This is a genomic window from Thiohalorhabdus sp. (genome assembly GCF_046545655.1).
Lineage (GTDB): Bacteria > Pseudomonadota > Gammaproteobacteria > Thiohalorhabdales > Thiohalorhabdaceae > Thiohalorhabdus.
Map to the genome: position 1 here is coordinate 13,022 of NZ_JBKGZG010000007.1, position 24,708 is coordinate 37,729.

General features: G+C 70.5%; 22 protein-coding genes. 15 read left to right on the plus strand and 7 right to left on the minus strand.

Translation table 11 applies throughout. The features are described from left to right. Window positions 1-299: 299 nt before the first annotated feature. The 7 genes from ACLFRB_RS02860 (at window position 300) to ACLFRB_RS02890 (ending at window position 8,073) form a co-directional block, all read left to right on the plus strand. Window positions 300-1,079 carry a class I SAM-dependent methyltransferase gene (locus ACLFRB_RS02860; protein ID WP_411067489.1) on the plus strand — a complete coding sequence of 260 codons (780 nt, stop codon included), beginning with the start codon at window positions 300-302 and terminating at the stop codon, window positions 1,077-1,079. A gap of 15 nt (window positions 1,080-1,094) precedes the next feature. Further along, a complete protein-coding gene (gene ubiB / locus ACLFRB_RS02865) occupies window positions 1,095-2,792 on the plus strand; it encodes a 2-polyprenylphenol 6-hydroxylase (RefSeq protein WP_411067490.1) in 1,698 nt (565 codons plus the stop codon). A 57-nt stretch (window positions 2,793-2,849) separates the two neighbouring features. Next, window positions 2,850-4,448, plus strand: coding sequence for a GGDEF domain-containing protein (locus ACLFRB_RS02870; RefSeq protein WP_411067491.1), 1,599 nt, complete (start codon window positions 2,850-2,852; stop codon window positions 4,446-4,448). A gap of 136 nt (window positions 4,449-4,584) precedes the next feature. Then, entirely contained in the window at window positions 4,585-5,703 is a 1,119-nt protein-coding gene (locus ACLFRB_RS02875) for an MlaE family ABC transporter permease (RefSeq protein ID WP_411067492.1), read from the plus strand. A gap of 23 nt (window positions 5,704-5,726) precedes the next feature. Continuing rightward, on the plus strand, window positions 5,727-6,506 hold the full coding sequence (locus ACLFRB_RS02880) for an ABC transporter ATP-binding protein (RefSeq protein ID WP_411067493.1): 780 nt from the start codon (window positions 5,727-5,729) through the stop codon (window positions 6,504-6,506). 2 nt (window positions 6,507-6,508) lie between these two features. Next, window positions 6,509-7,462 carry an MlaD family protein gene (locus ACLFRB_RS02885; RefSeq protein ID WP_411067494.1) on the plus strand — a complete coding sequence of 318 codons (954 nt, stop codon included), beginning with the start codon at window positions 6,509-6,511 and terminating at the stop codon, window positions 7,460-7,462. Further along, window positions 7,435-8,073, plus strand: coding sequence for an ABC-type transport auxiliary lipoprotein family protein (locus ACLFRB_RS02890; protein WP_411067495.1), 639 nt, complete (start codon window positions 7,435-7,437; stop codon window positions 8,071-8,073). Before ACLFRB_RS02885 ends, ACLFRB_RS02890 begins: the two co-directional genes overlap by 28 nt. Before the next feature lie 7 nt (window positions 8,074-8,080). Here the strand turns inward: ACLFRB_RS02890 and ACLFRB_RS02895 are convergent, their stop codons facing one another. The 7 genes from ACLFRB_RS02895 to gpmI form a co-directional block, all read right to left on the minus strand. Beyond that, complete coding sequence (locus ACLFRB_RS02895) at window positions 8,081-8,344, minus strand: hypothetical protein (RefSeq protein WP_411067496.1); 264 nt, start codon at window positions 8,342-8,344, stop codon at window positions 8,081-8,083. A 33-nt stretch (window positions 8,345-8,377) separates the two neighbouring features. Beyond that, window positions 8,378-8,635, minus strand: a complete 258-nt coding sequence (locus tag ACLFRB_RS02900) for a hypothetical protein (protein WP_411067497.1) — start codon at window positions 8,633-8,635, stop codon at window positions 8,378-8,380. A 461-nt stretch (window positions 8,636-9,096) separates the two neighbouring features. Further along, entirely contained in the window at window positions 9,097-9,666 is a 570-nt protein-coding gene (locus tag ACLFRB_RS02905) for a DJ-1 family glyoxalase III (protein ID WP_411067498.1), read from the minus strand. Beyond that, window positions 9,663-10,643, minus strand: a complete 981-nt coding sequence (locus ACLFRB_RS02910; RefSeq protein ID WP_411067499.1) for a divergent polysaccharide deacetylase family protein — start codon at window positions 10,641-10,643, stop codon at window positions 9,663-9,665. Before ACLFRB_RS02910 ends, ACLFRB_RS02905 begins: the two co-directional genes overlap by 4 nt. A 12-nt stretch (window positions 10,644-10,655) precedes the next feature. Next, window positions 10,656-11,996, minus strand: a complete 1,341-nt coding sequence (locus tag ACLFRB_RS02915; RefSeq protein WP_411067500.1) for a S41 family peptidase — start codon at window positions 11,994-11,996, stop codon at window positions 10,656-10,658. A gap of 136 nt (window positions 11,997-12,132) precedes the next feature. Continuing rightward, window positions 12,133-13,356 (minus strand): murein hydrolase activator EnvC family protein, encoded by a 1,224-nt coding sequence (locus tag ACLFRB_RS02920; protein WP_411067501.1) that lies wholly within the window; start codon window positions 13,354-13,356, stop codon window positions 12,133-12,135. Continuing rightward, a complete protein-coding gene (gene gpmI, locus ACLFRB_RS02925; protein WP_411067502.1) occupies window positions 13,353-14,927 on the minus strand; it encodes a 2,3-bisphosphoglycerate-independent phosphoglycerate mutase in 1,575 nt (524 codons plus the stop codon). The genes ACLFRB_RS02920 and gpmI overlap by 4 nt, the downstream gene beginning before the upstream one ends. 194 nt (window positions 14,928-15,121) lie before the next feature. On the opposite strand from gpmI, the gene ACLFRB_RS02930 reads away from it, so the two are divergent. From ACLFRB_RS02930 to ACLFRB_RS02965, 8 genes are all read left to right on the plus strand, one after another. After that, window positions 15,122-15,445 (plus strand): ArsR/SmtB family transcription factor, encoded by a 324-nt coding sequence (locus ACLFRB_RS02930; protein WP_411067503.1) that lies wholly within the window; start codon window positions 15,122-15,124, stop codon window positions 15,443-15,445. A gap of 182 nt (window positions 15,446-15,627) precedes the next feature. Further along, on the plus strand, window positions 15,628-17,022 hold the full coding sequence (locus ACLFRB_RS02935) for a TolC family protein (RefSeq protein ID WP_411067504.1): 1,395 nt from the start codon (window positions 15,628-15,630) through the stop codon (window positions 17,020-17,022). Between the two features lie 72 nt (window positions 17,023-17,094). After that, the gene (locus ACLFRB_RS02940) at window positions 17,095-18,156 is read left to right on the plus strand and encodes an efflux RND transporter periplasmic adaptor subunit (protein WP_411067505.1); all 1,062 of its coding nucleotides are present in this window, start codon (window positions 17,095-17,097) and stop codon (window positions 18,154-18,156) included. A gap of 81 nt (window positions 18,157-18,237) precedes the next feature. Continuing rightward, on the plus strand, window positions 18,238-21,507 hold the full coding sequence (locus ACLFRB_RS02945) for an efflux RND transporter permease subunit (RefSeq protein WP_411067506.1): 3,270 nt from the start codon (window positions 18,238-18,240) through the stop codon (window positions 21,505-21,507). 47 nt (window positions 21,508-21,554) lie between these two features. Then, window positions 21,555-21,770, plus strand: a complete 216-nt coding sequence (locus ACLFRB_RS02950; RefSeq protein WP_411067507.1) for a DUF2892 domain-containing protein — start codon at window positions 21,555-21,557, stop codon at window positions 21,768-21,770. Window positions 21,771-21,859: 89 nt separating this feature from the next. After that, window positions 21,860-22,720, plus strand: a complete 861-nt coding sequence (locus ACLFRB_RS02955) for a cytochrome c oxidase assembly protein (RefSeq protein ID WP_411067508.1) — start codon at window positions 21,860-21,862, stop codon at window positions 22,718-22,720. A gap of 10 nt (window positions 22,721-22,730) precedes the next feature. Then, on the plus strand, window positions 22,731-23,366 hold the full coding sequence (locus ACLFRB_RS02960) for an SCO family protein (RefSeq protein ID WP_411067509.1): 636 nt from the start codon (window positions 22,731-22,733) through the stop codon (window positions 23,364-23,366). Between the two features lie 150 nt (window positions 23,367-23,516). Continuing rightward, window positions 23,517-24,659: a hypothetical protein gene (locus tag ACLFRB_RS02965; protein WP_411067510.1), complete on the plus strand. Its 1,143-nt coding sequence runs from the start codon at window positions 23,517-23,519 to the stop codon at window positions 24,657-24,659. Window positions 24,660-24,708 lie beyond the last annotated feature (49 nt).

The following is a 24,708-nucleotide window of genomic DNA, read 5'->3' on the forward strand; positions in this document are numbered from 1 at the left end:
TGGCAGCCACAGCAGGCCGGCGCCGGGGGGGACGCGGCCCTGTGGAAAATGTGGAACCTGTGGAAAAACACAATATCTTGTGTCTCCCGATTCAAGCTAACCAAATATATGGCCGACCGCAAGGAGGACTTTGTCCCTGGCCCTCCTCCGGAAGCGGGGGCCATTTTCGTCGGCCTTTCGGACATTGTAAGCGCACACAAACCGTCCCGAATTGAAGGGATCCCGGATCTGCAGTAGGCTGCCCCCTTTCCCCGTCCCCGCCGAGCGGACTGACTCCGGAGCCAGAGGACCGAGCCGCCATGAGCGCCGACCGCAGCGACGACGCCAAGCAGGAAAACGCCACGCCCACCACCCACTTCGGCTTCCAGGAGGTGCCGCTCTCCGAGAAGGCCAAGCGGGTCAAGGGCGTGTTCGACTCGGTGGCGGGCAACTACGACCTGATGAACGACCTCATGTCGGGCGGCCTGCACCGCTGGTGGAAGCGCTACACGGTCATGCGCGCCGAGCCCAAGCCCGGGGACCGGATCCTGGACGCGGCCGGGGGAACGGGGGACCTGGCGCGGCTGTTCAGCCCCAAGGTGGGGCCGCGCGGCTGGGTGCTGGTGTCGGACATCAACTACGAGATGCTGCACGTGGGCCGCCGGCGGCTGGCGGACGAGGGGCTGGTGGGCAATCTGGACTGGCTCACCGCCGACAGCGAGCAGCTGCCGCTGCCCTCGGACCACTTCAACGTGGTCACGGTGGCCTTCGGCCTGCGCAACATGACCCGCAAGGGCAAGGCCCTGCAGGAATTCCTGCGGGTGCTGAAGCCGGGCGGGCAGCTGCTGGTGCTGGAGTTCTCCCACCCGGTAGCCCCGCTCAAGCCCTTCTACGACGCCTACTCCTTCCACATGATCCCGCGCATGGGCAAGGTGGTAACGGGGGACTCCGACAGCTACCAGTACCTGGTGGAGTCCATCCGCCAGCACCCGGACCAGGAGACCCTGCGCGAGATGTTCGCCGACGCCGGCTTCACCCGCACCGGCTACACCAACCTCACCGGGGGCGTGGTGGCCCTGCACACCGGCTTCAAGCCCTAACCGCCGGGGAACGCCGTGCCCGCCCCGCCTCCCGCCAAGCCGCCCGCCGCCTACCGGCGCCTGCGGCCGCGGCATGTGCTGCGCATGCTGCGCATCGCCCGCACCTTCGCCAAGTACGGCCTGGACGAGCTGATCGGCGCCATCCCCTTCTTCCGGCCCTACGCCTGGGTCAGCCGGCTGGTGCCCTTCCGCAACCGCATCGTCCGCACCCACAGCCGCGGCGCCCGGCTGCGCCTGGCCATGGAGGCGCTGGGACCGCCCTTCATCAAGCTGGGCCAGATTCTCTCCACCCGCCGCGACCTGCTGCCCGAGGACATCATCGGCGAGCTCTCCGCCCTGCAGGACGCGGTACCGTCCTTCCCCAGCGACCAGGCCGCGGCCATGGTGGAGCGCTCCCTGGGCGCGCCCCTGGCGGAGAGCTTCCTCGAGTTCGACCGGGAGCCGGTAGCCTCCGCCTCCATTGCCCAGGTGCACCGGGCGGTGCTGCCCGACGGCGAGGTGGTGGCGGTGAAGGTGCGCCGGCCCGGCATCGAGCGTGTCATCGAGACGGACCTGGCGGTGATGTTCGCCTTCGCCGCGCAGGCGGAGCGCTACCTGGCGGAGGCGCGGCGGCTGCGCTTCGTGGCGGTGGTGGGGGAGTTCGCCAAGACCATCCACGACGAGCTGGACCTGGAGAAGGAGGGGGCCCACGCCAGCCAGCTGCGCCGCAACTTCCGCAACAACCCCGTGCTGCGCGTGCCGCGCATCTACTGGGGCCACACCACCCGCGATGTGCTTACCATGGAATGGGTGGAAGGGCTCCCCATCGACGAGCCCGACAAGCTCGCCGAGGCGGGGGTGGACGTGGTGGAGGTGTCGCGCAACGCCGCGGAGGTGTTCTTCCAGCAGGTGTTCCGGGACGGCTACTTCCACGCCGACATGCACCCGGGCAACGTCTTCGTGGGGCCGGGGAACCAGCTGCGGGTGGTGGATTTCGGCATCATGGGCATCCTGGCCGCCGACCAGCGCCGCTACCTGGCCGACATGCTGCTGGCCTTCCTGCGCCGCGACTACACCCGTGCCGCGGAGGTGCACCTGGAGGCGGGGTACGTGCCGCCGGACACGGACATGGTGGCCTTCGAGGACGCCCTGCGCGCCATCGCCGAGCCGGTGCTGGACCGGCCGCTGCAGGACATCTCCATGGCCAACCTGCTCATGCGGCTGTTCCAGACCACCCGGCGCTTCCACATGCAGACCCAGCCGCAGCTGGTGCTGCTGCAGAAGACCATGGTCAACGTGGAGGGCATCGCCCGGGACTTCAACCCGGAGATGAACATCTGGCTGGCCGTGCAGCCCCTGCTGCGCGAGTGGATGGAGGAGGAGAAGGGGCCCACGCGGCTGTGGAACGAGCTGCGGCAGGAGGCCCCGGAGTGGAACCGGCTGCTGCCCCGCCTGCCCCGGGTCACCTCCGCCTTCCTGGAACGGGCCGTGAACGACGAGCTGGTCCTCAACCTCCGCGGCCCGCAGCTGGACCAGCTCCGCCAGGAGGTGCGCACCGGCATCCGCCGGCTGGCCCTCACCTGGACCGGGGCCACCCTGCTGGTGGCGGGGGCCGCCTCCGCCCTGATCCCCGGCCTCGGCGCGCGCCTGGGCTTCCCGGCGTGGTGGCTGGCCGCCGGACTGGCGGGGGCGGGCCTGGCCGCCGTCCTGTGGAGTCCCGCCGACCGGCGCTGAGGCTCCGCCCGATCCCGGGCTTCTCGCCCCGTGGGCGCCCCTCGGAGGGCCTGGCCCATGCCGGACAGCGTGCTCCTGCACCTGGATATCCAGACCCTGTTCCTCCTGCTGGCGGTGCTGGGGGCGCTGGTGGCCGTGGTGTTCGGCGGCCTGTGGGTGCAGGGGGTGGGCCGGCCGGAGTCCGGCCCCTGGGCCGCCGGGCACGGCCTGGCCGGCCTGGGTTACCTCCTCTCCGCCCTGCGCGGCAGCGCCCCGGAACTGGTGGCCACGGTGCTGGGCGAGACCCTGGTGCTCGCCGGCGCGGTGCTCCTCCTCAAGGCCCTCCACCAGCGCGCCGGTCGGGCCTTCGCCGACGCCTGGGCCCTGGCCGGGGTGGTCGCGGCGGGGGCCGGCATGGCCTTCTACACCTACCTGCTGCCCAGCCCGCCCGCCCGGATCGTACTCTACACCGTAGCCGGCGCGGCGCTCCTGGGCGCCTGTAGCGCGGTTCTCCTCGCCACCCCTGTCCGGCAGCGCACCTGGACCCACCTCCTCATGGGCGGGGCCTTCCTGGTCGCCGCCGCGGGGCTCGCGGCCCGCGCGGTGCTGGCCCTGGCCGCGCCGCCCGCCGGGCCCTTCGGCAACCTCCTGGTCCACGGGGTCTCCAAGGCCGTGCTCGTCGCCGCGGTGGCCGGCTGGACCCTGGGCTTCCTGTGGCTGATCACCCTGGACCTGCGCCGCACCCTGGAGCGGGAGGTGGCCTCCCGGCGCCGGAGCGAGCGTCTGTTCCGCTCGGTGTTCGAGCACAGCGCCAACGCCATCGCCCTGGGGGACGAGGAGGGGCGCATCGTCCTCGCCAACGCTGCCTTCGCCGATCTTCTGGGGCGATCGGTAGAAGAGCTGGAGGGCCGCTCCTTCCGCGAGCTCACCCATCCCGATGACGTCGCCGAGGAGGTCGAGCGGATCCGCGAGGGCCTGGCCGCCGGCTCAGGCTCGGTGCGCCTGGAGAAGCGCTTCCTGGACCACGGGGGCCGCTCCGTGTGGGTGGACCTCACCTTATCGCGGCTGCGGGACGCGGCGGGCGGAGACATCCGCTACATCGCCGTGGCCAACGACATCCGCGCGCGGAAGGCCGCCGAGGCGGAGCTGGAGTACCGGGCCACCTACGACGCCCTCACCGGCGCCGTGAACCGCCTGCACTTCGAGGACCTCCTGGACCGGGAGCTGTACCGGGTGGACCGCTACGAGGGGGAGGCGGCCCTGGTGATGTTCGACCTGGACTTCTTCAAGGCCGTCAACGACGCCCACGGCCACGCCACGGGCGACGCCGTGCTCCGGGAGCTGGCGGCCCGGGTCCAGGGGCGGCTCCGGGACACCGACGTGCTGGCCCGCTGGGGCGGCGAGGAGTTCCTGGTGCTCCTGCCGGAGACGGACGCCGCCGCGGCGGTCAAGGTGGGCGAGGACCTGCGCCGCCTGGTGGCTGGCACCACCTTCGCCGAGGGCCTGTCCCTCACCATCAGCGTGGGCGTGGCCGGCATCCATCGGGGGGACACCATGAAGGCCCTGCTCAAGCGGGTGGACGACGCCCTCTACACCGCCAAGACCGCCGGACGCAACCGGCTGGTGCGGGCCCCCGACCATCCGCCGGCGCCCCGCGACCCCGGAGACCAGCGCTAGCCCGCCCCACGGGGCCGGCGGCGAGGACGGCCGCCGGTTTGCCCCCTTCCCCACCTGTCCTATGGTGAAAGTAGCCCCTTCCATCGAGCGCCGTCCGATGCCGACGGGCCGAACCGGACAGGGAGGCCGACCCCGCATGGCGCCATCCCCTCCCACCATCCACCTGCACAGCGTGGCCGGCGGCGTCCGGGCGAAGCCCACCGGTCGCTGGGCCCTGCTTACCGCCCCGCGGGACCGGCGCCGCGCCCGGGACCAGCTCGCCGCCCTCGCCCGCCCCCGGGCCATGGGCTGGGACCTGCGGGGCATCGAGGGAATCGACACGGCCGGCGCCCTCCTCCTCTGGCGGGCCTGGGGGCGCCGGCTGCCCGCCGACCTGCGCCTGCACCCCTATCAGGAGAACATCTTCCGGCGGCTGGAGCGGCCGGCCGCCCCGACCACCCCCGCCGAGGAGGTTTCGCCGGGGCCCCTGGTCCGCCTGGGGGCAGCCATCGCCCTGGTCCTGGGGCGGACGGCCGACCTGACCGTCCACGCCGGGCAGGTGCTCCTGGCGGGGCTCCATACCCTGACCCATCCCCGCTCCGTCCCCTGGACCGAGCTGGCCGCCACGGTCTACAAGGCCGGCTACCGGGCCGTCCCGCTGGTGATCCTGGTCAATTTCCTGGTGGGCCTGGTGATGGCCTACCAGATCGGCCTAGCCATCAGCCGCTACGGCCCCAACACCGCCCTGGTGGGCGTATTCGGCACCGCCGTGCTGCGCGAGATCGCCCCCTGGGTCACCGCCATCATCGTCGCCGGCCGCACGGGATCGGCCATCACCGCCGAGATCGGGGCCATGCACCTCACCCGGGAGATGCTGGCCCTGCGCACCCTGGGCATCTCCCCCGTGCTCCGGCTGGCCCTGCCCCGCGTGGCGGCGCTGGCCGTCACCGTCCCCCTGCTGGTGGTCCTGGGGGGGTTCTTCGCCGTCCTGGGCGGCATGGTCATCGCCGAGCCCGCCCTGGGCATGGCCCCCGGGCGCTTCCTGGAGCGGCTCCCCCACGACGTCCCGCCGGTGAACTTCTGGATCGGCATGATCAAGGGGGCCTCCAACGGCGTGATCATCGGGGTGGTGGCGAGCTTCTTCGGCCTGCACAGCGCCCCCAACACCGAGAGCCTGAGCCGGCGGACCACGGCCTCGGTGGTCACGGGGCTGGCCACGGTTCTGGTCCTAGACGCCGCCATCGGCGCCCTGTTCGTGGACGTGGGCCTGCTGTGACAGCGGCAACGACCGAGGGAGCCATGATCCAGATCCGGGGCCTCGGCACCCGGATCGGGCCCCGCTGGATTCACCGCCACCTGGACCTGGAGACGGCGTCCGGAGAGGTGGTGGGGGTCGCGGGGGCGAGCGGCAGCGGGAAATCCCTGCTGCTCCACCAGATCCTCGGCCTCCTGCGGCCCGACGAGGGGACGGTGCGGGTGCACGGAGTGGATCCCTTCCGGGCCTCCCCCGGCGACTACCAGTGGCTGCGCAGCCAGTGGGGGGTCCTCTTCCAGACCGGGGCCCTGTTCAGCGCCTTCAGCGTGTTCGACAACGTGGCCTTCCCGCTCCGGGAGCTGGCGCGGGCGGGGAACCGCCTGGAGGAGGAGCTGATCCGCGAGCTGACCTGGCTGAAGCTGGACAGCGTGCAGCTCGAGCCGGCGGACGCCCACAAGCGCCCGGAGGCCCTCTCCGAGGGCATGGCGAAGCGCGCCGCCCTGGCCCGCGCCCTGATCCTGGACCCCTCCCTGCTCCTGCTCGACGAGCCCACCGCCGGCCTGGACCCGGCCCTGGCCGGGGAGTTCGCCGATCTGGTCACGGGGTTGCGCGCGGAACTGGAGCTCAGCGGCCTGGTGATCAGCCACGACCTGGACCTCCTGGCCACCCTGAGCGACCGGGTGGCGGTGCTGGCCGCGGGCCGCATCGTGGCCCAGGGGACCCTGGAGGAGGTGGCCCGGGTGGACCACCCCTTCATCCAGGGCCTGCTCCGGCCCAGCCGCGGCCAGGAGCGGATCCGCCGCCTGACCCAGGGGACCGGCTGACCATGGAGAACCGCGCCCACGCCCTCGCGGCCATCCTCTTCCTGCTGCTGCTCGGCCTGGGGGGCGCCTACCTCTACGCCTGGATGCGCGGGCCCGAGCCCGAGGACCGCATCTACCGGGTGGTCACCACCCAGTCCGTGGGAAGCCTCCGGGCCCATTCGGAGGTGACCTACAAGGGCCTGGTGGCGGGCCATGTCCGGGCGGTGGAGCTCCACCCCGAGGACCCCGACCGGGTGGTCATCGAGCTTGGGGTCCGGGAGGGGGTCCCCGTCACCGAGTCCACCTACGCGGAGATCGCCACGCGCGGCATCACCGGGGCCAGCCACCTGGCCCTGGAAAAGGACCCGGAGGACGGCGACCGCCCCCTGGCCACTTCGCCGGACTCCCCGGGCCGGATCCCATTGCGGGAAGGGACCTACGCCACCTTGCTGGGCAACGCCCGGGAGGTCGCCGAGCAGATGACCACCCTGACCCGGCGCCTCAACCGCCTGGTGGACGAGGGGAACCGCGAGCGGGTCGCCGGCGTGCTCGACGGGGCCGTGCGGGTGCTGGACCGCGTGGAGGCCCTGAGCACGGCGCTGCGGCCGGGCGCCGAGCGGGTGGAGGGCGTGCTGGCGGAAACGGACCGGGCGGTCCGCGACGGCCGCCACACCCTGGCCCGCATCCGCGAGCTGGCCGGGTCCGCCCGGGAGGAGGTGGGGCGGGTGGGGACGGCCGCGCGGTCCTGGCAACGCCTGGGGGAGGCGGGCCGGGAGGCCGTGGCGGAGGGCGAGCAGCGCCTCCTGCCCCGGGTGGATGCCCTCGCCGGGCGCTTCGACCGCATCGCCGCCAGCCTGGAGGAGCTCAGCGCGCTCCTGCGGGAGCAGCCCCAGGCGGTGATCTACGGCCCGCCGGCGGCCCCGCCGGGACCCGGGGAGGAGGGATTCGAGTGGCCCGACCCGGGCGGCCAGCGGTGAGGGTGCGTGGCTGGATCGGGGTGGTGGTGCTCGGGTGCGCCGCCTGCGCGCCGCGCTCGGCCCCCTGGCCGGATTCCTATCGGTTGGCCGTCTCCCGCGAGGAGGCGGCGGTGGAAGCCCCGACGTTCCCGGAAACCACCTTGCGGGTGGCCCCGGTGCGGGGCACCTTCAGCGCGGCGGGGCGGGACATCCATTACAGCCTGCGGTACCAGTCCCCCGTCCACGTGGGCCGCTACGGCGAGTCCCGCTGGGCGGCCCCGCCCCGCCGCATGATCGGAGAGGCCGTGGCCGCCTGGCTCGCGGCGGGGGGCCACTGGGAGGCGGTCCTGGGCCCGGACGACCCGGGGAAGGCCGATTACGTGCTGCACCTGGAGGTGCTGGAGCTCATGCAGGTCTTTCCCGCCCCCCGGGAGGGCCGCGCGGTCCTGGTGGTCCAGGCCGGCCTGCGGGGTTCCCGGGAGGAACCCCCGCGGCAGGAGCGGTTCTCCTACCAGCGGGCCAGCCCGCGCGCCGACGCCCGGGCGGCCGCGGAGGGCCAGGAGCGCAACCTGGCACGCCTCTGCCGGGACCTGGAGCGGTGGCTCCTCGAGGCCGTGCGCGAGAGGCGCTGACCGGCCGTTACCGCTCCAGGCGGATGGCCAGCAGGCCCCGGTCCGTGCCCTCCACGTAGCCGGTCACCCGTCGCTCGGGGGCATGCACGTCGCCCCGGGGGTAGAGGTCCACGGAGACCGGAGTTTCGGCCTCGAAGCCCAGGGAACCCACCTCGAGGTCCACCCGGTGGCGGTTGATGCGGGTAACGGCCCCCATGGCGACGGGGAGCCCCTGGTGGAAGACCATACCCCGGTCGTAGAGGGGCAAGGCCGCGGGATCGGGAGCGGGCATGGGCGGGTCTCCTGCCTTTCGCCGGGCGGGCCGCTACCGGGCGCCCACCAGGAAGATGGTCCCCCGCTTTTGCAGGTCCAGGGCCGTCTCCCGGGCGGGCTCCCAGGCGCCGAAGGCGGCGGGACCCTGCTCGCCGCGCAGGACCCAGGAATGCCCCTCCTGGCGAGGGCGGGCACGCACGCGCCACACCCCCGCGCCGGGGTCCCACTCCGCATGGGGTGGGCGGACCAACCCCATCATCACGCCCATCTGCATGGTCTCCGGATCCACAAGGTGACTGCTGCGCTCCATGGCAACCTCCTCCGGCGGTAGCCGGGCCGGGAAAGGACACCTTTCCGGCACGAGTGGGCGGGGGTCGAAAGGGGAAAGGCGGGATCCCTGCCGGAACCGTATGGGGGAAAAGCCAACCCGTGCGCGACCATCCTAAAGTGTCAGCACGGTTCCCAGGATCCGGGGCCTCCTTTACACCGGCCGGATCTTCCCCATGTTCGGAAACGGCTCCGGTGAGCTCGGCATTCCCCGGCCACGCCCGGGGTCCAAGCCCTCCCCAGCGGGGGAGCCGGCCCAATTCCCCGGCCCGCACGGGATCGGGTTGGATTCCAGAGCGCTTGGCTCGGCTCCTTCCCCCGGAATCCCCGAGCCTGGAAGGCACCTCTGACCCCGGCGAACGCGCCGACCGCCCGGACGCAGAAGGGCCCGCCCCCGTGGGGCGGGCCCTTCTGCTTGCTCCGCTCGGCTTTGCCGCGGCGCGCTCAGGCGGGGGCGGCCGCCTGGGGGCGCATGAGTCCCGATTCCACCTCGTCGCGCTTGGCCCGGCCCTCCAGGATCTCCACCAGCTCCAGGGCGAAGTCCATGGCGGTTCCAGGGCCGCGGGAGGTGGTCACCTTGCCGTCGCGGACCACAGGCTCCTCCCGGTAGTCCACGCCCACGGCGGTGAGCTTCTCCTTGACGGCGGGGAAACTGGTGGCGCGCTTGCCGTCGAGCACCCCGAAGCCCGCGAGCACCGAAGGGGCCGCGCAGATGGCGGCAATCTCCTTGTCCTCGCCCTGAAGCCGCTCCACCAGGGCCTGGAGGTCGCCGCTCTCGGCGAGCCGGGGCGTGCCCGGACCGCCCGGAAGCGCCACCATCTCCACCTCCGGGTCGTCCTTGACGGCGGCGACGGTGGTGTCCGCCCCCACCGGCACGTCGTGGGAGGAGCGCACGGGGCTGTCGCCCACCGCGGCGGTGACCACGTCGACCCCCGCGCGCCGCAGGATGTCCACGATAGTGAGGGCTTCCACTTCCTCGAAGCCTTCCACCAGGGGTACGACAACGCGGCTCATGGTGCCTCTCCTTCGCCTTGGTTGGTTTTGCTGCGGGCCAGCGTTCCGGCTCGGGCCGCCTCGCTGGAGCGCACCGCCACCACCTCGCGCACCGGAACGATCTCCACCCCCGCCGCCGAGGCCGAGGGCAGCATCTCCTGCAAGACCTTGAGAGTCGCAGGGTGGGGGTGGCCAATGGCGATGGCCGTGCCCCGTTGCCGGGCCTCTTTCAGAAGCTCCCGGAACTGGCCGCGGACGTATTCCTCCGTCGGCTCGTGGTCGAGGAAGACGTCCCGGCTCGCCGAATGGATCCCGGCGGACCGGGCCTCCTCCAGCCCCCGGCTCTTGTGGGTGGTTCGCGAGTCCACGAAGAACAGGCCGTGGTCGCCGAGGGCCTCCATCACCCAGCCCATGGACCGGGCATCGGCGGTCATGGCGCTGCCCATGTGGTTGTTGATGCCCACAGCGTGGGGGATGCCTTCCAGATTGGCGCGCAGCCTACGCAGCAGGGCCTCCCGGTCCATGTCCGCACGCAGGAAGGTGGGCCCCAAGGGGATGCCGCTGTCCCCCGGCTCCATGGGCATATGCACCAGGACTTCCTTTTTGCGGGCATGGGCCTGACGCGCCGTATCTTCGGCATGTTGGGTACCCGGGAGGACGGCCATGGCCACCGGGAAGGGCAGCCGGCTGATGGCCCGCGCCTCGGCGCGGCTGCGGCCCAGGTCGTCGATGATGATGGCAGCGCGCGGACCGCGATCCCGCAGTCCCGAACCCTCGCCCTGGGGATCAGAGGGACCCTCTGCGAGCCCCTCTCCTACCTGGGGCGTCCGCTGCACGGTGCGGTGGGCCGCGGAATCCCCGCCGCTGTACATCCACACCCCGATACCGGCCACCAGCCCCAGGAGAAGCCCGACCCCCAGGAAGCCGGCGGCCAAGTACCGCCGCCGGCGCTGGGCCGGGCTCGGCTTCTTGCGCCTGGCACTACCGTTTCGGGCCACGCTCCGCTTCCCTCAGGAGGCCTGCTTGGACTCCATAAGGATGATGCCGCGCAGGAGGTTCAGGGCCTGGTTGAGCTGATAATCGTCCATGTAATCCGGCGTTTCATCATCCTCCGACGGCTCCTGGCCCTCCTCGCCGCCTTCTTCGCCATCCAGGCTGTTGTTCATCAAGTGGCCGGGGAGGTCCTGCTCGGTCAGGCGATCGCCGTTGTCCTCGGGCTGAGAGACCTCCAGCGGCTGGACGGCGATGTCCGGCTCGATGCCATCGGCCTGGATGGACCGACCCTCGGGCGTGAAGTACCGGGCGGTAGTGAGCTTGAGACCGGAGCCGTCGGACAGCTCCAGGATGCTCTGCACCGACCCCTTGCCGAAGGTGGGAGTGCCCACCACCAGGGCCCGTTCGGCGTCCTGCAGGGCGCCGGCGACGATCTCGGAGGCCGACGCGGAGCCGCTGTTCACCAGCACCACCATGGGCTTTCCGTTCATGGCCTCGTCCGGGTTGGCATTGAGGGTCATTTCGCTGTCGGACTCGCGGCCCTCGGTGTAGACGATCTTGCCTCCCTCGACGAAGGCGTCAGCCACCTCCACCGCCGAGGAAAGGACGCCCCCGGGGTTGTTGCGCAGGTCGAGGACGAGGCCCCGAAGCTCGTCGCTCTCCCCCTGTTCCTGCAGTTCGTTGAGCTGCTCGCGCACTTTGGCCCCGGTATCCTGCTGGAACTGCTTGACCCGCAGGTAGCCGACCCCGTGGGGCAGCATGCGGGAGCTCACGCTCTCGATGCGGATCACGTCCCGGGTGACGGTGAAGTCCCGCGGCTGCTCGAAGCCCTCGCGGACCACGGTGAGCTTGATGTCGGAGCCAGGCTCACCCCGCATCTCGTCCACCGCCTCCATGAGGTTCATGTCCTTGGTCGGGGTGTCGTCGATGCGCACGATCAGATCGCCCGCCTTCAGCCCGGCCTTATCCGCGGGAGTGCCATCGATGGGGGAGACCACCTTGATGAAGCCGTTTTCGGTGGTGACCTCAATGCCCAGGCCGCCGAACTTGCCCTCCGTCTCCACCTGCATCTCGCCGAGCATGTCCTTGGTGAGGTAGGAGGAATGGGGATCGAGCTCGCGGAGCATGCCGTCGATGGCCCCCTTCATCAGGTCCTCGTCGGACACCTCCTCCACGTACTTGCCCTTGATCTGGGAGTACACCTCGCTGAAGAGCTGGAGCTGCTCGTAGGGAATGGGCACCTCCTCCGAGGAGATCTCCCGCTCCGCCTGGGAGATCCTCTCCAGCGTAAGGCCGGTCCCGATGAGGATGCCCAGCATCAGGACGAAAAAGGTTTGCAGGCGTTTCCGCGATTTCATGCATGGCTCCATATGGCGAATACGTTCCCCGCTCCGCGCCGGCGTGCAGGGGGGGATCAGGCTCCGGCGGGGGGTCTCCGGATGCGACCCACCCGGGAGGTTCGGCCATCCCGGAGGGCAGGGGCCCGGAATTTTTTTAACGGCCGGCGGAGCGTTCGTCGCCGCCGCCCGGCGCACGACACCATTTCAAGGGGTCAACGGGCTGGCCGTCCTGGCGAATCTCAAAGTAGGTGGCAGGTCGTGGCCGGCCACCGGTGGTGCCCACTTCGGCCACCGGGGCCCCTGTTTCCACCCATTCCCCTACTTCCTTGTATACCACACGGTTATGGGCATACAACGAGAGCAGATTGTCGCCGTGGTCGATGATGGTGATGAGCCCATAGCCCCGGAGACGGCCCGCGTAGGCCACCCGACCCCGGAAGATGGAGCGAACCTCGGTTCCCGCCTCGGCGCCCAGCAGCAGTCCCTGCCACTGCATGGAACGGCCCTCTCTGGACTCCCCGAAGCGGGCCAGGACCGCGGGCTCGGCCACGGGCAGGGAGAGCTCCCCCTTGCGCGCCGCCATGTGCTTTTCGCCCACCTCCTGGAGGACCCCGTCCTCGCGCAGTCCACGCAGTCGCTCGATAACCTTCTTCAGGGCCTGCTGGTCGGACCGTGCTGCGGCCAGACGGTTCCGCTGCCGCTCGGCCTGGGCCTCCAGCTCCTCCAGCAGGGCCCGGCGCTCCTCCAGGCGCTTGGCGATGGCCCCCTTCTGTTTGGCCAGCCGGTCCCGGAGGCGCTCCTTGTCCGCCCGTTCCTCCGCCAGCTCGTCCATCACCTCCGCGGCCCGCCCCCGAGCCTCCCGCAGCCGCTCCATCTCCCGACGGCGCGCCTCGTGCAGGTAGCTCATGAAGGTCAGGGCGCGACGAACGCGCCCCGCGTCCCGGTGCCCGAACAGCTGGCGCAGGAATCCGCTCTGGCCGCTGCGGTGGGCGGCCCGCAGGTAGGCCACCAGGCGCTCGCGGTGCCGGTCCATCCGCTCCCGGAGGCGTTTCCGTTCCGCCTCCAGCTCCCTCCGGCGCTCCGAGTTGGCCGCCAGGGCGCGCTCGCTCTGTCGGCGGCGGTTGCGCAGGACGGTGATGCGCTCTTCCAGTTCGAAAACCGCCTCGCGGGCATCCGCCTCGCGCTGCCGGGTGCGCTCCAGCTCCTCGCCGATCTCCCGGGCGGCGCGGCGCAGCTCGGCCAGCTCCTCCTTCTTCCGCTCCAGGCGGGCCTGGGAATCCTCCGCCGTGGCGGAGGCGGGCATCCCCCCCAGGGCACCGAGCAGGAGCAGCCCGGCGGCCCGCGGCAGGGGAGGCCGCGCGGCCCGCCGTGCGGTCACACCCCTTCGGCCTGTTCCGTGGCCACGTCGAGCTGGGCCAGGGCGTGGCCGGTCATCTCGTGGGGCTGGGGCAGCCCCATGAGGTGGAGCATGGTCGGCACCACGTCCTCCAGGGCGCCGGTCTCGGCCATGGTCACCTTGCGGTCGCCCACGTAGATGAAGGGCACGGGGTTGATGCTGTGGGCGGTGTGCGGCTTGCCGGTCTCCGGGTCCGCCATCTGCTCGGCGTTGCCGTGGTCGGCAGTGACCAGCAGCTCGCCGCCGTGGGCGCGCACCGACTCCACCACCCGGCCCACGCACTCGTCCACCGCCTCCAGGGCCTGCACGGTGGCGTCGAAGTTGCCGGTGTGGCCCACCATGTCCGCGTTGGCGTAGTTCATGATGATGACGTCGTAGGTGCCGGCGTCCACCGCCTTCACCACCTCGTCGGTGAGCTCGTAGGCGCTCATCTCCGGTTGCAGGTCGTAGGTGGCCACCTGCGGCGAGTGGATCAGGATCCGGTCCTCGCCGGGGAACGGCGTCTCCTCGCCCCCGTTGAAGAAGAAGGTGACGTGGGCGTACTTCTCCGTCTCGGCGATGCGCAGCTGCCGCATGCCCAGGGAGGCGAGGTACTCGCCGAAGATGCGCTTCAGGCGCTGGGGCGGGAACGCCATGGGCACGTCGAAGGCGTCGTTGTACTCGGTCAGGCACACGAAGCGCGCCAGAGCCGGGACCACCTCCCGCTCGAACTTGTCGAAGCCGGGCTCGATGAAGGGCTGCGTGACCTGGCGGGCGCGGTCGGAGCGGAAGTTCATGAACACCACCGCGTCGCCGTCGCCGATCACCCCGATGGGGGACCCCTCCTCATCGACCATGGCGGTGGCCTCTACGAACTCGTCCGTCTCGCCCCGCTCGTAGGCCATGTCCACGGCCTCGATGGCGCCGCGGGCGGCGTGGCCCTTGCCCTGGGTGAGGAGGTCGTAGGCCGCCTGCACCCGCTGCCAGCGCCGGTCGCGGTCCATGGCGTAGTAGCGGCCGATGACCGTGGCGATCTTGCCCCCACCCACCTCCGCCATGAACTTCTGCAGGCGGTGGATGTAGCGGTGCGCGCTCTGGGGCGCGGTGTCGCGGCCGTCGAGGAAGGCGTGGACATACACTTCCGGGGCGCCGCGCTGCACCGCCAGCTTCACCATGGCCTCGATGTGCGACTGGTGGCTGTGCACGCCGCCATCGGAGAGCAGACCCATGATGTGGAGGGCCTTGCCGCTGGCTTTCACGGCATCCACGGCAGCGGTAAGCTCGTGGTTGCTATAAAATGAGCCGTCCTCGATGGCACGATTGATCCGGGCATACTCCTGGTACACCACGCGGCCCGCGCCCAGGTTCAGGTGGCCCACCTCGGAGCTGCCCATCTGGCCGGAGGGCAGGCCCACGGAAGCGGCGGAGGCTTGGATCAGGGTATGGGGGTAATCGCGCCACAGGCCGTCCATCACCGGCAGATGCGCGGCATGCACGGCGTTGGCCTCCGGGTCTTCCCGGTACCCCCAGCCATCGAGAATCATAAGCACCATAGGACGATGCGGCAGCGCCATCGGGCCTCCCTCTTCGTCTCCCGCCGCGGTCACGGACAACCCCGCGGGAGCCCGCGGGACTTATAGAAAGGTTTTAAATTCTAGCAAAAACCCATAGCCATGTGACGCCCGGGGAACCCCCAGGTTCCTTGACTCGGACATATAATATTATTATTACTCAGTAAAACAGCCCAGAATTCTGGGGGAGGAAGGTCATGGAGTCCACCGAACACCTGCTCGAGGGCGACGAGAACATCGAGCAGGCCTCTCGCTCCCTCAAGGCGATGTCGCACCCCTTGCGCCTCAAGGTCCTGTGCACGCTCAACGACAAGGAGATGAGCGTGCAGGAGATCGTGGAGGAGGTGGGCACGTCTCAGAGCAATATTTCCCAGCACCTGGGGATCATGCGCGACAAGGGCATCCTCAAGGCCCGAAAGAACGCCAACAAGGTGTACTACCGGGTCGGCGATCCCCGCACCCTGAAGCTGATCTCCTTGATGCGCGAGGTCTTTTGCCCATTCGACGACGATCACGTGTAGCTTCTACCCTGGGAGGGTCCGGCTCCGCCGGACCCCAGGGGAGCGGGTCCGCCGCCCCCACCTGACCGCAAAGGACAGGCCCATGCGGGAAAGGTTCTCCCAGCTGGCCGTACGGCAACGTCCGGGCAATGTGCTCGGATTTATTTATGGTTTTTTATATAAGCAAATGGTAATTTAATAATATGGTTATTAAACACCTGCTGCGAATCCTCCCCGTGGGCCTCTTGGGCGCCGCCCTCGCCCCGGGCGCCGCCCAGGGCCTGGAGCTCCGCGAGGCCGTGCGCCAGGCCCTGGAGAACAACAGCCAGGTCCAGGCCCAGCGCCACCAGCAGGAAGCCGCCGGGTACCGCACCGAGGCATCCCGCAGCGGCTACCTCCCCATGGTGGACCTGGAGGTGGGCGCCCGTGCCACCAACAGCCCGGCCCAGGCCTTCATGGCCAAGCTTAACCAAGGCGATATCGACCAATCGGACTTCGGGGATCCCGCGGGGGACCCGTACGGAACCCTCAACGACCCCGACACCACCAGCGACCTCGCCACCGCCCTGGTGCTGCGCCAGCCGCTCTACCGCGGCGGGGCCACCAGCGCGGAGGTGCGCCGGGCCCGCTCCAACCAGGAGGCCATGAGCCGCCAGGCCGATCGGACCCGGCTTGACGTGGCCCTGGGCGCCACCAAGGCCTTTCTGCAGGTGCAGCTGGCCGAAGCCCGGGTGGCGGTGACCGAAGAGGCCCTGAAGGCCGCCCGCGAGCACCTGCGCATCGCCGAGAACCGGCTGGAGACAGGCGCGGCCATGCGCGGGGACATGCTCCAGGCTCGAACCCGGGTCAGCGAGCTGGAGGAGCAGCTCCTCGCCCATCGCAATGAGGTAGCCGTGGCCAAGAGCGCCCTTAACGAGCGGCTCGGGCGCGACCTCGACGCCCCGGTGAGCCTCGACCGCGACCTGGGTGAGGACCTGCCCGCCGAGGCGCCCGGCCTGGAGGTCCTGGTAGAGCGGGCCATCGCCAAGCGGCCTACCATCGCCGCCACCGAGGCCGAGCTCGGCGCGGCCCGCGCGGGGGTGGACGCCGCCAGCGCAGAGCTGCTGCCCCGGATCAACCTGGAGGCGCGGCTGGAGGACCACCGCGCCAGCGCCGCCGACCAGAGCTGGCTGGCGGGGGTGCGGATGGACTGGCGCCTGTTCGGCGGTGGCCGCTGGGCCAGCCGCAACGCGGCAGAGGCCGAGCGCTTCGCCGCCCGGGCCCAGCTCACCGACATCCGCCGCAAGGTCCGGCTGGAGGTGAAGCAGGCCAAGCTCGACCTGGATACCGCCCGGCGTCGCCTGGACACCGTGGGGCACGCCGTGGCAAGCGCCCGGGAGAGCCTGCGCACCAACACCGACCGCTACCGGCAGGGGGCGGCGACCATGGTGGAGGTCCTCGACGCCCAACTGGCCCGTCAGCAAGCCCGGCTGCGCCAGCTGGAGGCCTTCTACGACCTGCGCCTGAGCCACGCGCGTCTGCAGAAGGCGGTGGGCCAGACCCCCGTCCTGGACCGCCTCGCGGGCTCAGACGGGAGCGACGCGGACCCCCGCGGCTGACGCACCACCGCAGCCTTGTCCCGGAGCGCCCTGCGCGCCCCGGCCCGACGATCCCAACCACAGGAGCACCGCATGAAAAGGCTCGCCACTGTTCTGGCCGGAGCTGCCCTTTTCGCGACGGTGTCCGCCGAAGCGGCGGAGATGCCCTTCGAAACCATGGTGCTGGAGCCCCAGCCCGTGGAACGGATACGAAGCGCCCCCGGCACCGTGGAGTCGCGGCGCGCCTCCCAGATCTCCGCGGAGGTGACTGGCCGCGTGGTCGCCATGCCCTATGAGGTGGGGGACTCGGTGGCCAAGGGCGACACCCTGGTGCGCCTCGACGACGAGGGGCTCCGGGCCCAGCTGGCAGTGGCCGAGGCCGCCCGGGAGGCCGCGGAGGCACGGTCCGAGGAGGCCCAGAGCACCTTCCAGCGAACCAAGAACCTCTACGAGCAGAACTCCGCCTCCGAGCAGCAGATGGACGAGGCAAGCGCGGCCCTGAACCGCGCCGAGGCCCAGCGCACCAAGGCGGAGGCCGAGATCCGCAGGCTGCGCATCCGGCTGGACAAGACCGAGATCAATGCCCCGGTGGACGGCGTGGTGACGGCCACGCACATGGAGGAGGGCGAGCTGGCCCAGCCGGGAGCCCCCCTGATCACGGTGCTGGATCCCAGCCGGCTGCGCCTGACCGCCCGGGTCCAGGAAAGCCGCATCCCCGAGCTCATGGCCGACGGCGAGGCCCGCGCCTGGATCCCCGCGCTGGAGGAGCGCTTCCCGGCCGAGCGGGTCACCATCGTGCCCCAAGGCGACCCCACCACCCACACCTTCCAGGTTCGCCTGCGCCTTCCCGAGGAGGCCCCCGTTTCCTCCGGCATGTTCGGCCGGGCCGAGTTCCTGATGGACGCCGAGGAGACGCTGGTGGTTCCTCGCCGGGCCCTGGTCCACCGCAACGAGATCACCGGGGTGTACGTAGTGCGAGACGAGCGGGTGGTATTCCGCCTGGTGGAGCTCGGCGAGCACACCGAGGAGGGCCGCGAGGTGCTCGCGGGCCTGCGCGAAGGCGATCGCGTCGCCCTGGACCCCGAACGGGCGCTGCGCTACCTCAAGGAGGAGCAGCCCGCCGCAGGAGACGAGGCCGCGGAGGCGGCCCACTAGCCGGAGACGCCCGGGGCCGCGCGACGGGCGCGGCCCCCTGCAACCCGCTTTACGGTCAGCGAACCAGGCAAGGACGAGCCCATGGCCGAGCAAACCTACGGCATCGCCGGACGGATGGCCGCCAAGTTCATGCGGGCCCGGATCACCCCGCTGCTGGGAATCCTGGCCCTGCTGGCCGGCCTCCTGGCGGTGGTGCTGACACCCCGCGAAGAGGAGCCCCAGATCAAGGTGCCCCTCGTGGACATCTTCATCCCCTTCCCGGGCGCCTCGGCGGAGGAAGTGGAGTCCCTGGTGGCCACCCCCGCCGAGCAGGTCATCTCGGAGATCAACGGCGCCGAGTACGTCTACTCGGCCTCCAGGCCGGGGATGGCCGTGATCACGGTGCGCTTCGAGGTGGGCTCGGACCGCACCGACGCCCTGGTCAAGACCTACAACAAGGTGATGGCCAACCGCGACTGGATTCCCGAGGCGGTGGGCGTGGGCGACCCCATCGTCAAGCCCAAAAGCATCAACGACGTCCCGGTGGTCAACCTGACCCTATTCTCGGACGAGTACACCGGCTACGAGCTGCGGCAGGCCGCCCACGCGGTGGAGGCGGAGCTCAAGAAGGTGGAGAACACCGCCGACGTCTATACCCTCGGCGGCCCGGACCACAACGTCCGCATCGATCTGCAGCCGGACCGAATGGCCGAGTTCGGCGTCAGCCCGGGGGCCATCCGCGACGCCCTGAAAGTCTCCAACAGCAGCCTTCCCTCCGGCGAGCTGACCCGCGACGACCAGTCCGTCATCGTGCAGACGGGGACCTTCCTGACCACCGTGGAAGAGACCCGGAACCTGGTGGTGGGGGTGCACGAGCAGGCCCCCGTCTATCTCAAAGACGTGGCCGAGGTCTCCGAGGGGCCGGGGGATCCCGACCAGTACGTGTGGATGGGCACCGGACCGGCCGCCGGCCAGAAGGGCCTCGAGAGCGGCACCCGCACCCCTGCGGTGACCGTGGCGGTGGCCAAGAAGAAGGGCACCAACGCCGTGGACGTGGCCGAGGCGGTGGTGGAGCGCTTCGAGGACCTGAGCGGCCACATCGTCCCCGAGGACATCGAGTACAGCATCACCCGGGACTACGGCTACACCGCCAACCACAAGGCCAACGAGCTGCTGTTCCACCTGGGCGTGGCCACGGTCTCCGTGGTGCTGTTCATCGGCCTGGCCCTGGGGCGCAAGGAAGGCGCCGTGGTCCTGGTGGTGATTCCCATCACCCTGGGCCTGACCCTGTTCGCCTCCTACATGTGGGGCTTCACCATCAACCGGGTGTCGCTGTTCGCTCTGATCTTCTCCATCGGCATCCTGGTGGACGACGCCATCGTGGTGGTGGAGAACATCCACCGCCACCACATGCTGGGCAAACAGTCCCTGGACACGGCCACCCCCTACGCGGTGGACGAGGTGGGCAACCCCACCATCCTGGCCACCTTCACGGTGATCGCCGCCCTGCTGCCCATGGCGTTCGTGACCGGGCTGATGGGGCCCTACATGAGCCCCATCCCCATCAACGCCTCCTTCGCCATGTTCTTCTCCCTGCTGGTGGCCTTCATCGTTACGCCCTGGCTGGCCTACCTGCTGCTCAAGCGCAGCGCGGCCCACCGGCAAAGGGAGTCCAACGGGGAGGAGCCCCCGGCGAAGGGCGGCGCCGACCGCCATCCCGAGGAGGGCTGGACCTTCCGCTTCTATCGCTGGTTCCTGACGCCCTTCTTCGAAAGCCGCGCCAAGCGCTGGGCCATGTTCGCGGTGGTGCTGGTGCTCATGGGGGCGGCCATGTCGCTGGCCTACTTCAAGCTGGTGACGCTGAAAATGCTGCCCTTCGACAACAAGTCGGAGTTCCAGGTGGTGGTGGACATGCCCGAGGGCACCGCCCTGGAGACCACCGCCCAGGTGACCCAGGAGCTGGGGCAGTACCTGGCCACCGTGCCCGAGGTCACCGACTACCAGGAGTACGTGGGCATCCACTCGCCCATCAACTTCAACGGCCTGGTGCGGCAGTACTACATGCGGGAGGCGCCCCATCAGGCCGACATCCAGGTGAACCTGGCCCACAAGGAGCACCGGGAGCGGTCCAGCCACGAGATCGCCATGGACGTGCGCAGCGCGCTGCACGCCATCGGCGAGGAGCACGGCGCCAACGTGAAGATCGTCGAGGTGCCGCCGGGCCCCCCCGTGCTGTCACCCCTGGTGGCGGAGATCTACGGGCCCTCCTACGAAGGCCAGCTGGACGTGGCCAAGCAGGTGGAGGAGCGCTTCCGCCAGGTGGACACGGTCACCGACGTGGACAGCACCGTGGAGGCCCAGGGAGAGAAGGTGCGACTGGTGGTGGACAAGGAGAAGGCGGCCCGCGCCGGGGTCTCCGAGCAGCGCATCGCCCAGGCCATCAACATGGCCCTGGAGGGCGAGGACATCTCGGCGCTGCACCGCGAGAACCAGAAGTATCCGCTGCTGATCCGCGCCGAGCTGCCCGATGCCCAGAAGGCGCGCATCGACTCCCTGCTGGAGATGCGGGTGCAGTCCCGCGACGGCACCCTGGTGCCGCTGGCGGAGCTGGTGACCCCCAAGGAGACCACCCGGGACCAGACCATCTACCACAAGAACCTGAAGCCGGTGGTCTATGTCACGGGCGACAAGGCGCAGCCCAACGACAGCCCGCTCTACGGCCTCTACTCCATCTGGGACAGCCTGCAGGAGGAGCCCATCGACCAGGGCTACACCATCCCGCAGCTGTTCACCCAACAGCCGGAGCAGGAGTACAAGTACGCCCTCAAATGGGACGGCGAAGCCCAGGTCACCTACGAGACCTTCCGGGACATGGGCGCCGCCTACGCGGTGGGGCTGGTGCTGATCTTCCTGCTCATCGTCGGGCAGTTCCGCAGCTACCTGGTGCCCATCATCATCATGGCGCCCATTCCGCTGACGGTGGTGGGGGTGATGCCCGGACACGCCCTGTTCGGCGCCCATTTCACCGCCACCTCCATGATCGGCATGATCGCCCTGGGCGGCATCATCGTGCGCAACTCCATCCTGCTGGTGGACTTCATCAACCAGGAGACGGCCCAGGGCGTGGACTTCAAGGAGGCGGTGATCCGCTCCGGGGCGGTGCGGCTGCGGCCCATTGTCCTCACCGCGGCGGCGGCCATGGTGGGCGCCTTCGTGATCCTGTTCGACCCCATCTTCCAGGGTCTGGCCATCTCCCTGCTGTTCGGGATCTTCGCCGCCACCCTGCTGACGCTGGTGGTGATCCCGGTGATGTACTTCGCCTTCATGCGCAAGCGCATGGATCGGGTGATCGAGGCGGGCCGGGGCGGCTGAGCCGGACCCGGCCGCACCCTGTACGACACGACGGAGGGAACGACCCCATGACGACCGAGCGCGTGGTCCGCATCTTCGCCGGAACCGTGATCCTGGTTTCCATCCTGCTGGTGCTCTACCACAGTCAGTGGTGGCTGCTGCTCACCGGCTTCGTGGGCCTGAACCTGCTACAGAGCGGTTTCACCCGCTTCTGCCCGCTCGACTCCATCCTGGGCAAGGCCGGCCTGCCCGCCGGCGGCCTCCAGCGCCCCGCGGAAAGATAAGCGACAGGGCCCCGGCGCGTCCCGCTTGCCCCGGCCTCCGCCCCGAGGCATTCTGGCCGGATCCCAGGCTTTCGCGGGCGCGCCCACCCATGGAATCCGTCGCCGGCTTCCTGCTGCCCTACGAATTCTCCCCCACCGTGCTGGCCATCACCCTGGCCGCGGCCGCGCTGTTCCTGCGCGGTGTGGTGATCCGCCGGCGCACCGGCGAGGGCACCGGCTTCTGGCGCTCCGCCTCCTTCCTCCTGGGCCTGGGCCTCACCTACGCCATGCTCCAGACCCAGATCGACTACTACGCCCAGAGCATCTTCTGGATCCACCGCGGTCAGCACCTGGTGCTGCACCATCTCGGCCCGGTGCTCATGGTGCTGGCAACACCCCATGAGGTCATGGGCAGCGGGCTGCCCGAGGGGCGGCTCAAGGGGGCCCTGCGCCGTTTCTGGCACCACCCCGTCGTTCGGGGGACCTACTGGTCGGTGCAGAATCCCCTGGTGGCCTCCCTGCTGTTCGTGGGGCTGATCTTCCTGTGGCTGTACCCGCCGGTCCACTTCGACGCCATGCTCAGCCTGCCCCTGTACCAGGCCATGAACTGGAGCATGGTGGTGGACGGCCTCCTGTTCTGGTGGCTGGCGGTGGACCCGCGCTCGCCGGCCCGCGGCGGCGTCGGCTTCGGCACGCGGATCCTCATGCTGTGGGCCATCATGCTTCCGCAGATCGCCCTGGGCGCCTACATCAGCCTCAGCAACGAGGTGCTGTTCGACATCTACCAGGTCTGCGGCCAGGCCTGGCCCATCGCGCCCCTGCTCGACCAGCAGATCGGTGGCCTGCTCACCTGGATCCCGGCGGCCATGATGAGCGTGGTGGTGGGGCTCATCGTGCTGCGCATGTGGATGCGGGACGGCCACCAGCCCCGGCGCCGGGCCACGATGGCCGACGCCGCGGGAACGCGCTGAGGAGGGCCCCATGCCCCGGCTGATGCCCCTGATGCCCCGCCGCCGGCTCCCCGTCCTGCTGCTCCTTGGTGTCCTGCTGCTGGCCGGCTGCAGCGACGATGGGCCCTGGCGGCTCAAGGACATCTCGGGGCTCATGCCGCGCCTCGCCTTCACCATGACCGACCACCAGGGCGCGACAGTGCACGGCGCCGACTACCGGGGGAAGGTGACCCTGGTCTACTTCGGCTTCACCCACTGCCCCGACGTCTGCCCCGCCACCCTCGCCAACGTCCGGCAGGCCCTGGCCCGCCTGGGGGAGGAACAGGCCGACCGGGTGCGGGTGCTGTTCGTTACCGTGGACCCCGAGCGCGACACCCGCGAAGCGCTGCGCTCCTACGTGCGCGCCTTCGGCCCGCAGTTCGTCGGCCTGCGCGGCGGCCGCGAGCAGCTCGACGCCTTCACCAAGCGCTACCGCGTGGCCTACGGCTACGGCGAGCCCGACGCCCACGGCAGCTACGACGTCTCCCACAGCACGGGCCTGTTCGTCTTCGGTCCCGAGGGCGAGCCGCGCCTGCTGGCCCTGCCCGACGACGGCCCCGAGGCCATCGCCCAGGACCTGGACCGCCTGCTTTCCGCCCACGGGGATTCCAGCCTCGCCCGGCGGTAGGCCCTGCCCCCTTTCGCGCCCGCCGCCTTTCCCGACCCCCTTCCGGAACCGGAATCTTCCGGACTGATCCGGGGCCCTGTTTCGGCCCACGATGGGGCCAGTGGCCTCCGCCCCGGGCTCCACCGGCACGGGGCTGCACTGGGAGCCCCTATGACCGACCGAATCACGCTGGGATTGGTGCCGGCCCCCGGCCTTTCCGAGCAGGTGGCCCGCAGGCTCGCCGATGAGCTCCCCGAGCTGCTGGAAGACCGTGTGGACCCCGCCGTCACCTGGGAGGTGCAGATCCGGACCGACCCCCTGACGGGGAGCGACCTGGAAGCGCCGGACCTGCTGCCCCACTGCGAGGACCGCCAGGAGAGGGAAGGCTGGGATATGGCCCTGTTCCTTACCGACCTGCCGATCCTGCGCAGCAAGCGGATCGTGGTGGCCACGGAGAGCCAAGCGAAGGGGATCGGCGGGGTGTCCCTGCCCGCCCTCGGCGCCTGCCGGCTTCGCCGGCGGGCCCGGGACGCCGTCCTGCAGCTGGTCCGCGAGATCGCCGAGCCGGAGGCGGGAGAGGCCGACGGCGCGAGCCCGCGGCGCCGCGCTCGCCAGCGGCCGCGGCTCTTCTTCGGCCCCCTTTCCCAGCTCCTGGCCCCCATCCGCCAGCACGCCCAGATCGCCCGGGGGGAGGCCGACATCGGGGGCAACGTGGAATACACCACCCCCAAGCGCCGGGGGCTGCCGAGGCTCCTGGGCGGCATGGTGCTGAACAACAGCCCCCGCAACCTGTTCCTGAGCTTCCGGGGGGCCCTCGCCGCGGCCGCCGCCACCGGGGCCTATGCCCTGTTCTTCACCAGCGTGCACCAGGTGAGCGCGTCCCTCGGGGAGGCCAAGCTCCTCGCCCTGATGGCGGTCTCCCTCCTCAGCCTCACCGGCTGGACCATCGTCGCCCACCACCTGTGGGAGGCCGGCCGCTACAAGCGGAGCAGCCGGGGCCTAACCGCGCTGTACAACACCGTGACCGCCCTGACCATGAGCACCGCCGCCTTCCTGTTCTACGTCACCCTGTTCACGTTGCTCCTGGCGGGCGCCTGGCTCTTTGTCCCCGAAAACGTCTTCCGGGCGGCGATCCAGGACGCCATCAAGGGCTACTCCTTGGGATGGACCGATTACCTCACCCTGGCCTGGCTGGCCAGCTCCCTGGCCACCATCGGCGGGGCGCTGGGGAGCGGCCTGGAGGACGAGGAGAACGTCCGTCAGGCCGCCTTCGGCTACCGGCAGCGGATCCGCACCGGCTCGGAGTCCACCTGAGGCCGGCCGCCGGATGACGGGCCCGGGCGCCTGCGCCATAATCCGGGAA

What these genes read in the sequence shown, in the direction of transcription:
- ACLFRB_RS02945 (WP_411067506.1), top strand. Translation starts at nt 18,238, where the DNA reads ATGGCCGAGCAAACCTACGGCATCGCCGGACGGATGGCCGCCAAGTTC.
- ACLFRB_RS02915 (WP_411067500.1), bottom strand. Translation starts at nt 11,996, where the DNA reads ATGAAATCGCGGAAACGCCTGCAAACCTTTTTCGTCCTGATGCTGGGC.
- gpmI (WP_411067502.1), bottom strand. Translation starts at nt 14,927, where the DNA reads ATGGCGCTGCCGCATCGTCCTATGGTGCTTATGATTCTCGATGGCTGG.
- ACLFRB_RS02900 (WP_411067497.1), bottom strand. Translation starts at nt 8,635, where the DNA reads ATGGAGCGCAGCAGTCACCTTGTGGATCCGGAGACCATGCAGATGGGC.
- ACLFRB_RS02940 (WP_411067505.1), top strand. Translation starts at nt 17,095, where the DNA reads ATGAAAAGGCTCGCCACTGTTCTGGCCGGAGCTGCCCTTTTCGCGACG.
- ACLFRB_RS02905 (WP_411067498.1), bottom strand. Translation starts at nt 9,666, where the DNA reads ATGAGCCGCGTTGTCGTACCCCTGGTGGAAGGCTTCGAGGAAGTGGAA.
- ACLFRB_RS02965 (WP_411067510.1), top strand. Translation starts at nt 23,517, where the DNA reads ATGACCGACCGAATCACGCTGGGATTGGTGCCGGCCCCCGGCCTTTCC.
- ACLFRB_RS02935 (WP_411067504.1), top strand. Translation starts at nt 15,628, where the DNA reads ATGGTTATTAAACACCTGCTGCGAATCCTCCCCGTGGGCCTCTTGGGC.
- ACLFRB_RS02950 (WP_411067507.1), top strand. Translation starts at nt 21,555, where the DNA reads ATGACGACCGAGCGCGTGGTCCGCATCTTCGCCGGAACCGTGATCCTG.
- ACLFRB_RS02930 (WP_411067503.1), top strand. Translation starts at nt 15,122, where the DNA reads ATGGAGTCCACCGAACACCTGCTCGAGGGCGACGAGAACATCGAGCAG.
- ACLFRB_RS02955 (WP_411067508.1), top strand. Translation starts at nt 21,860, where the DNA reads ATGGAATCCGTCGCCGGCTTCCTGCTGCCCTACGAATTCTCCCCCACC.
- ACLFRB_RS02895 (WP_411067496.1), bottom strand. Translation starts at nt 8,344, where the DNA reads ATGCCCGCTCCCGATCCCGCGGCCTTGCCCCTCTACGACCGGGGTATG.
- ACLFRB_RS02860 (WP_411067489.1), top strand. Translation starts at nt 300, where the DNA reads ATGAGCGCCGACCGCAGCGACGACGCCAAGCAGGAAAACGCCACGCCC.
- ACLFRB_RS02880 (WP_411067493.1), top strand. Translation starts at nt 5,727, where the DNA reads ATGATCCAGATCCGGGGCCTCGGCACCCGGATCGGGCCCCGCTGGATT.
- ACLFRB_RS02960 (WP_411067509.1), top strand. Translation starts at nt 22,731, where the DNA reads ATGCCCCGGCTGATGCCCCTGATGCCCCGCCGCCGGCTCCCCGTCCTG.
- ACLFRB_RS02875 (WP_411067492.1), top strand. Translation starts at nt 4,585, where the DNA reads ATGGCGCCATCCCCTCCCACCATCCACCTGCACAGCGTGGCCGGCGGC.
- ACLFRB_RS02870 (WP_411067491.1), top strand. Translation starts at nt 2,850, where the DNA reads ATGCCGGACAGCGTGCTCCTGCACCTGGATATCCAGACCCTGTTCCTC.
- ACLFRB_RS02885 (WP_411067494.1), top strand. Translation starts at nt 6,509, where the DNA reads ATGGAGAACCGCGCCCACGCCCTCGCGGCCATCCTCTTCCTGCTGCTG.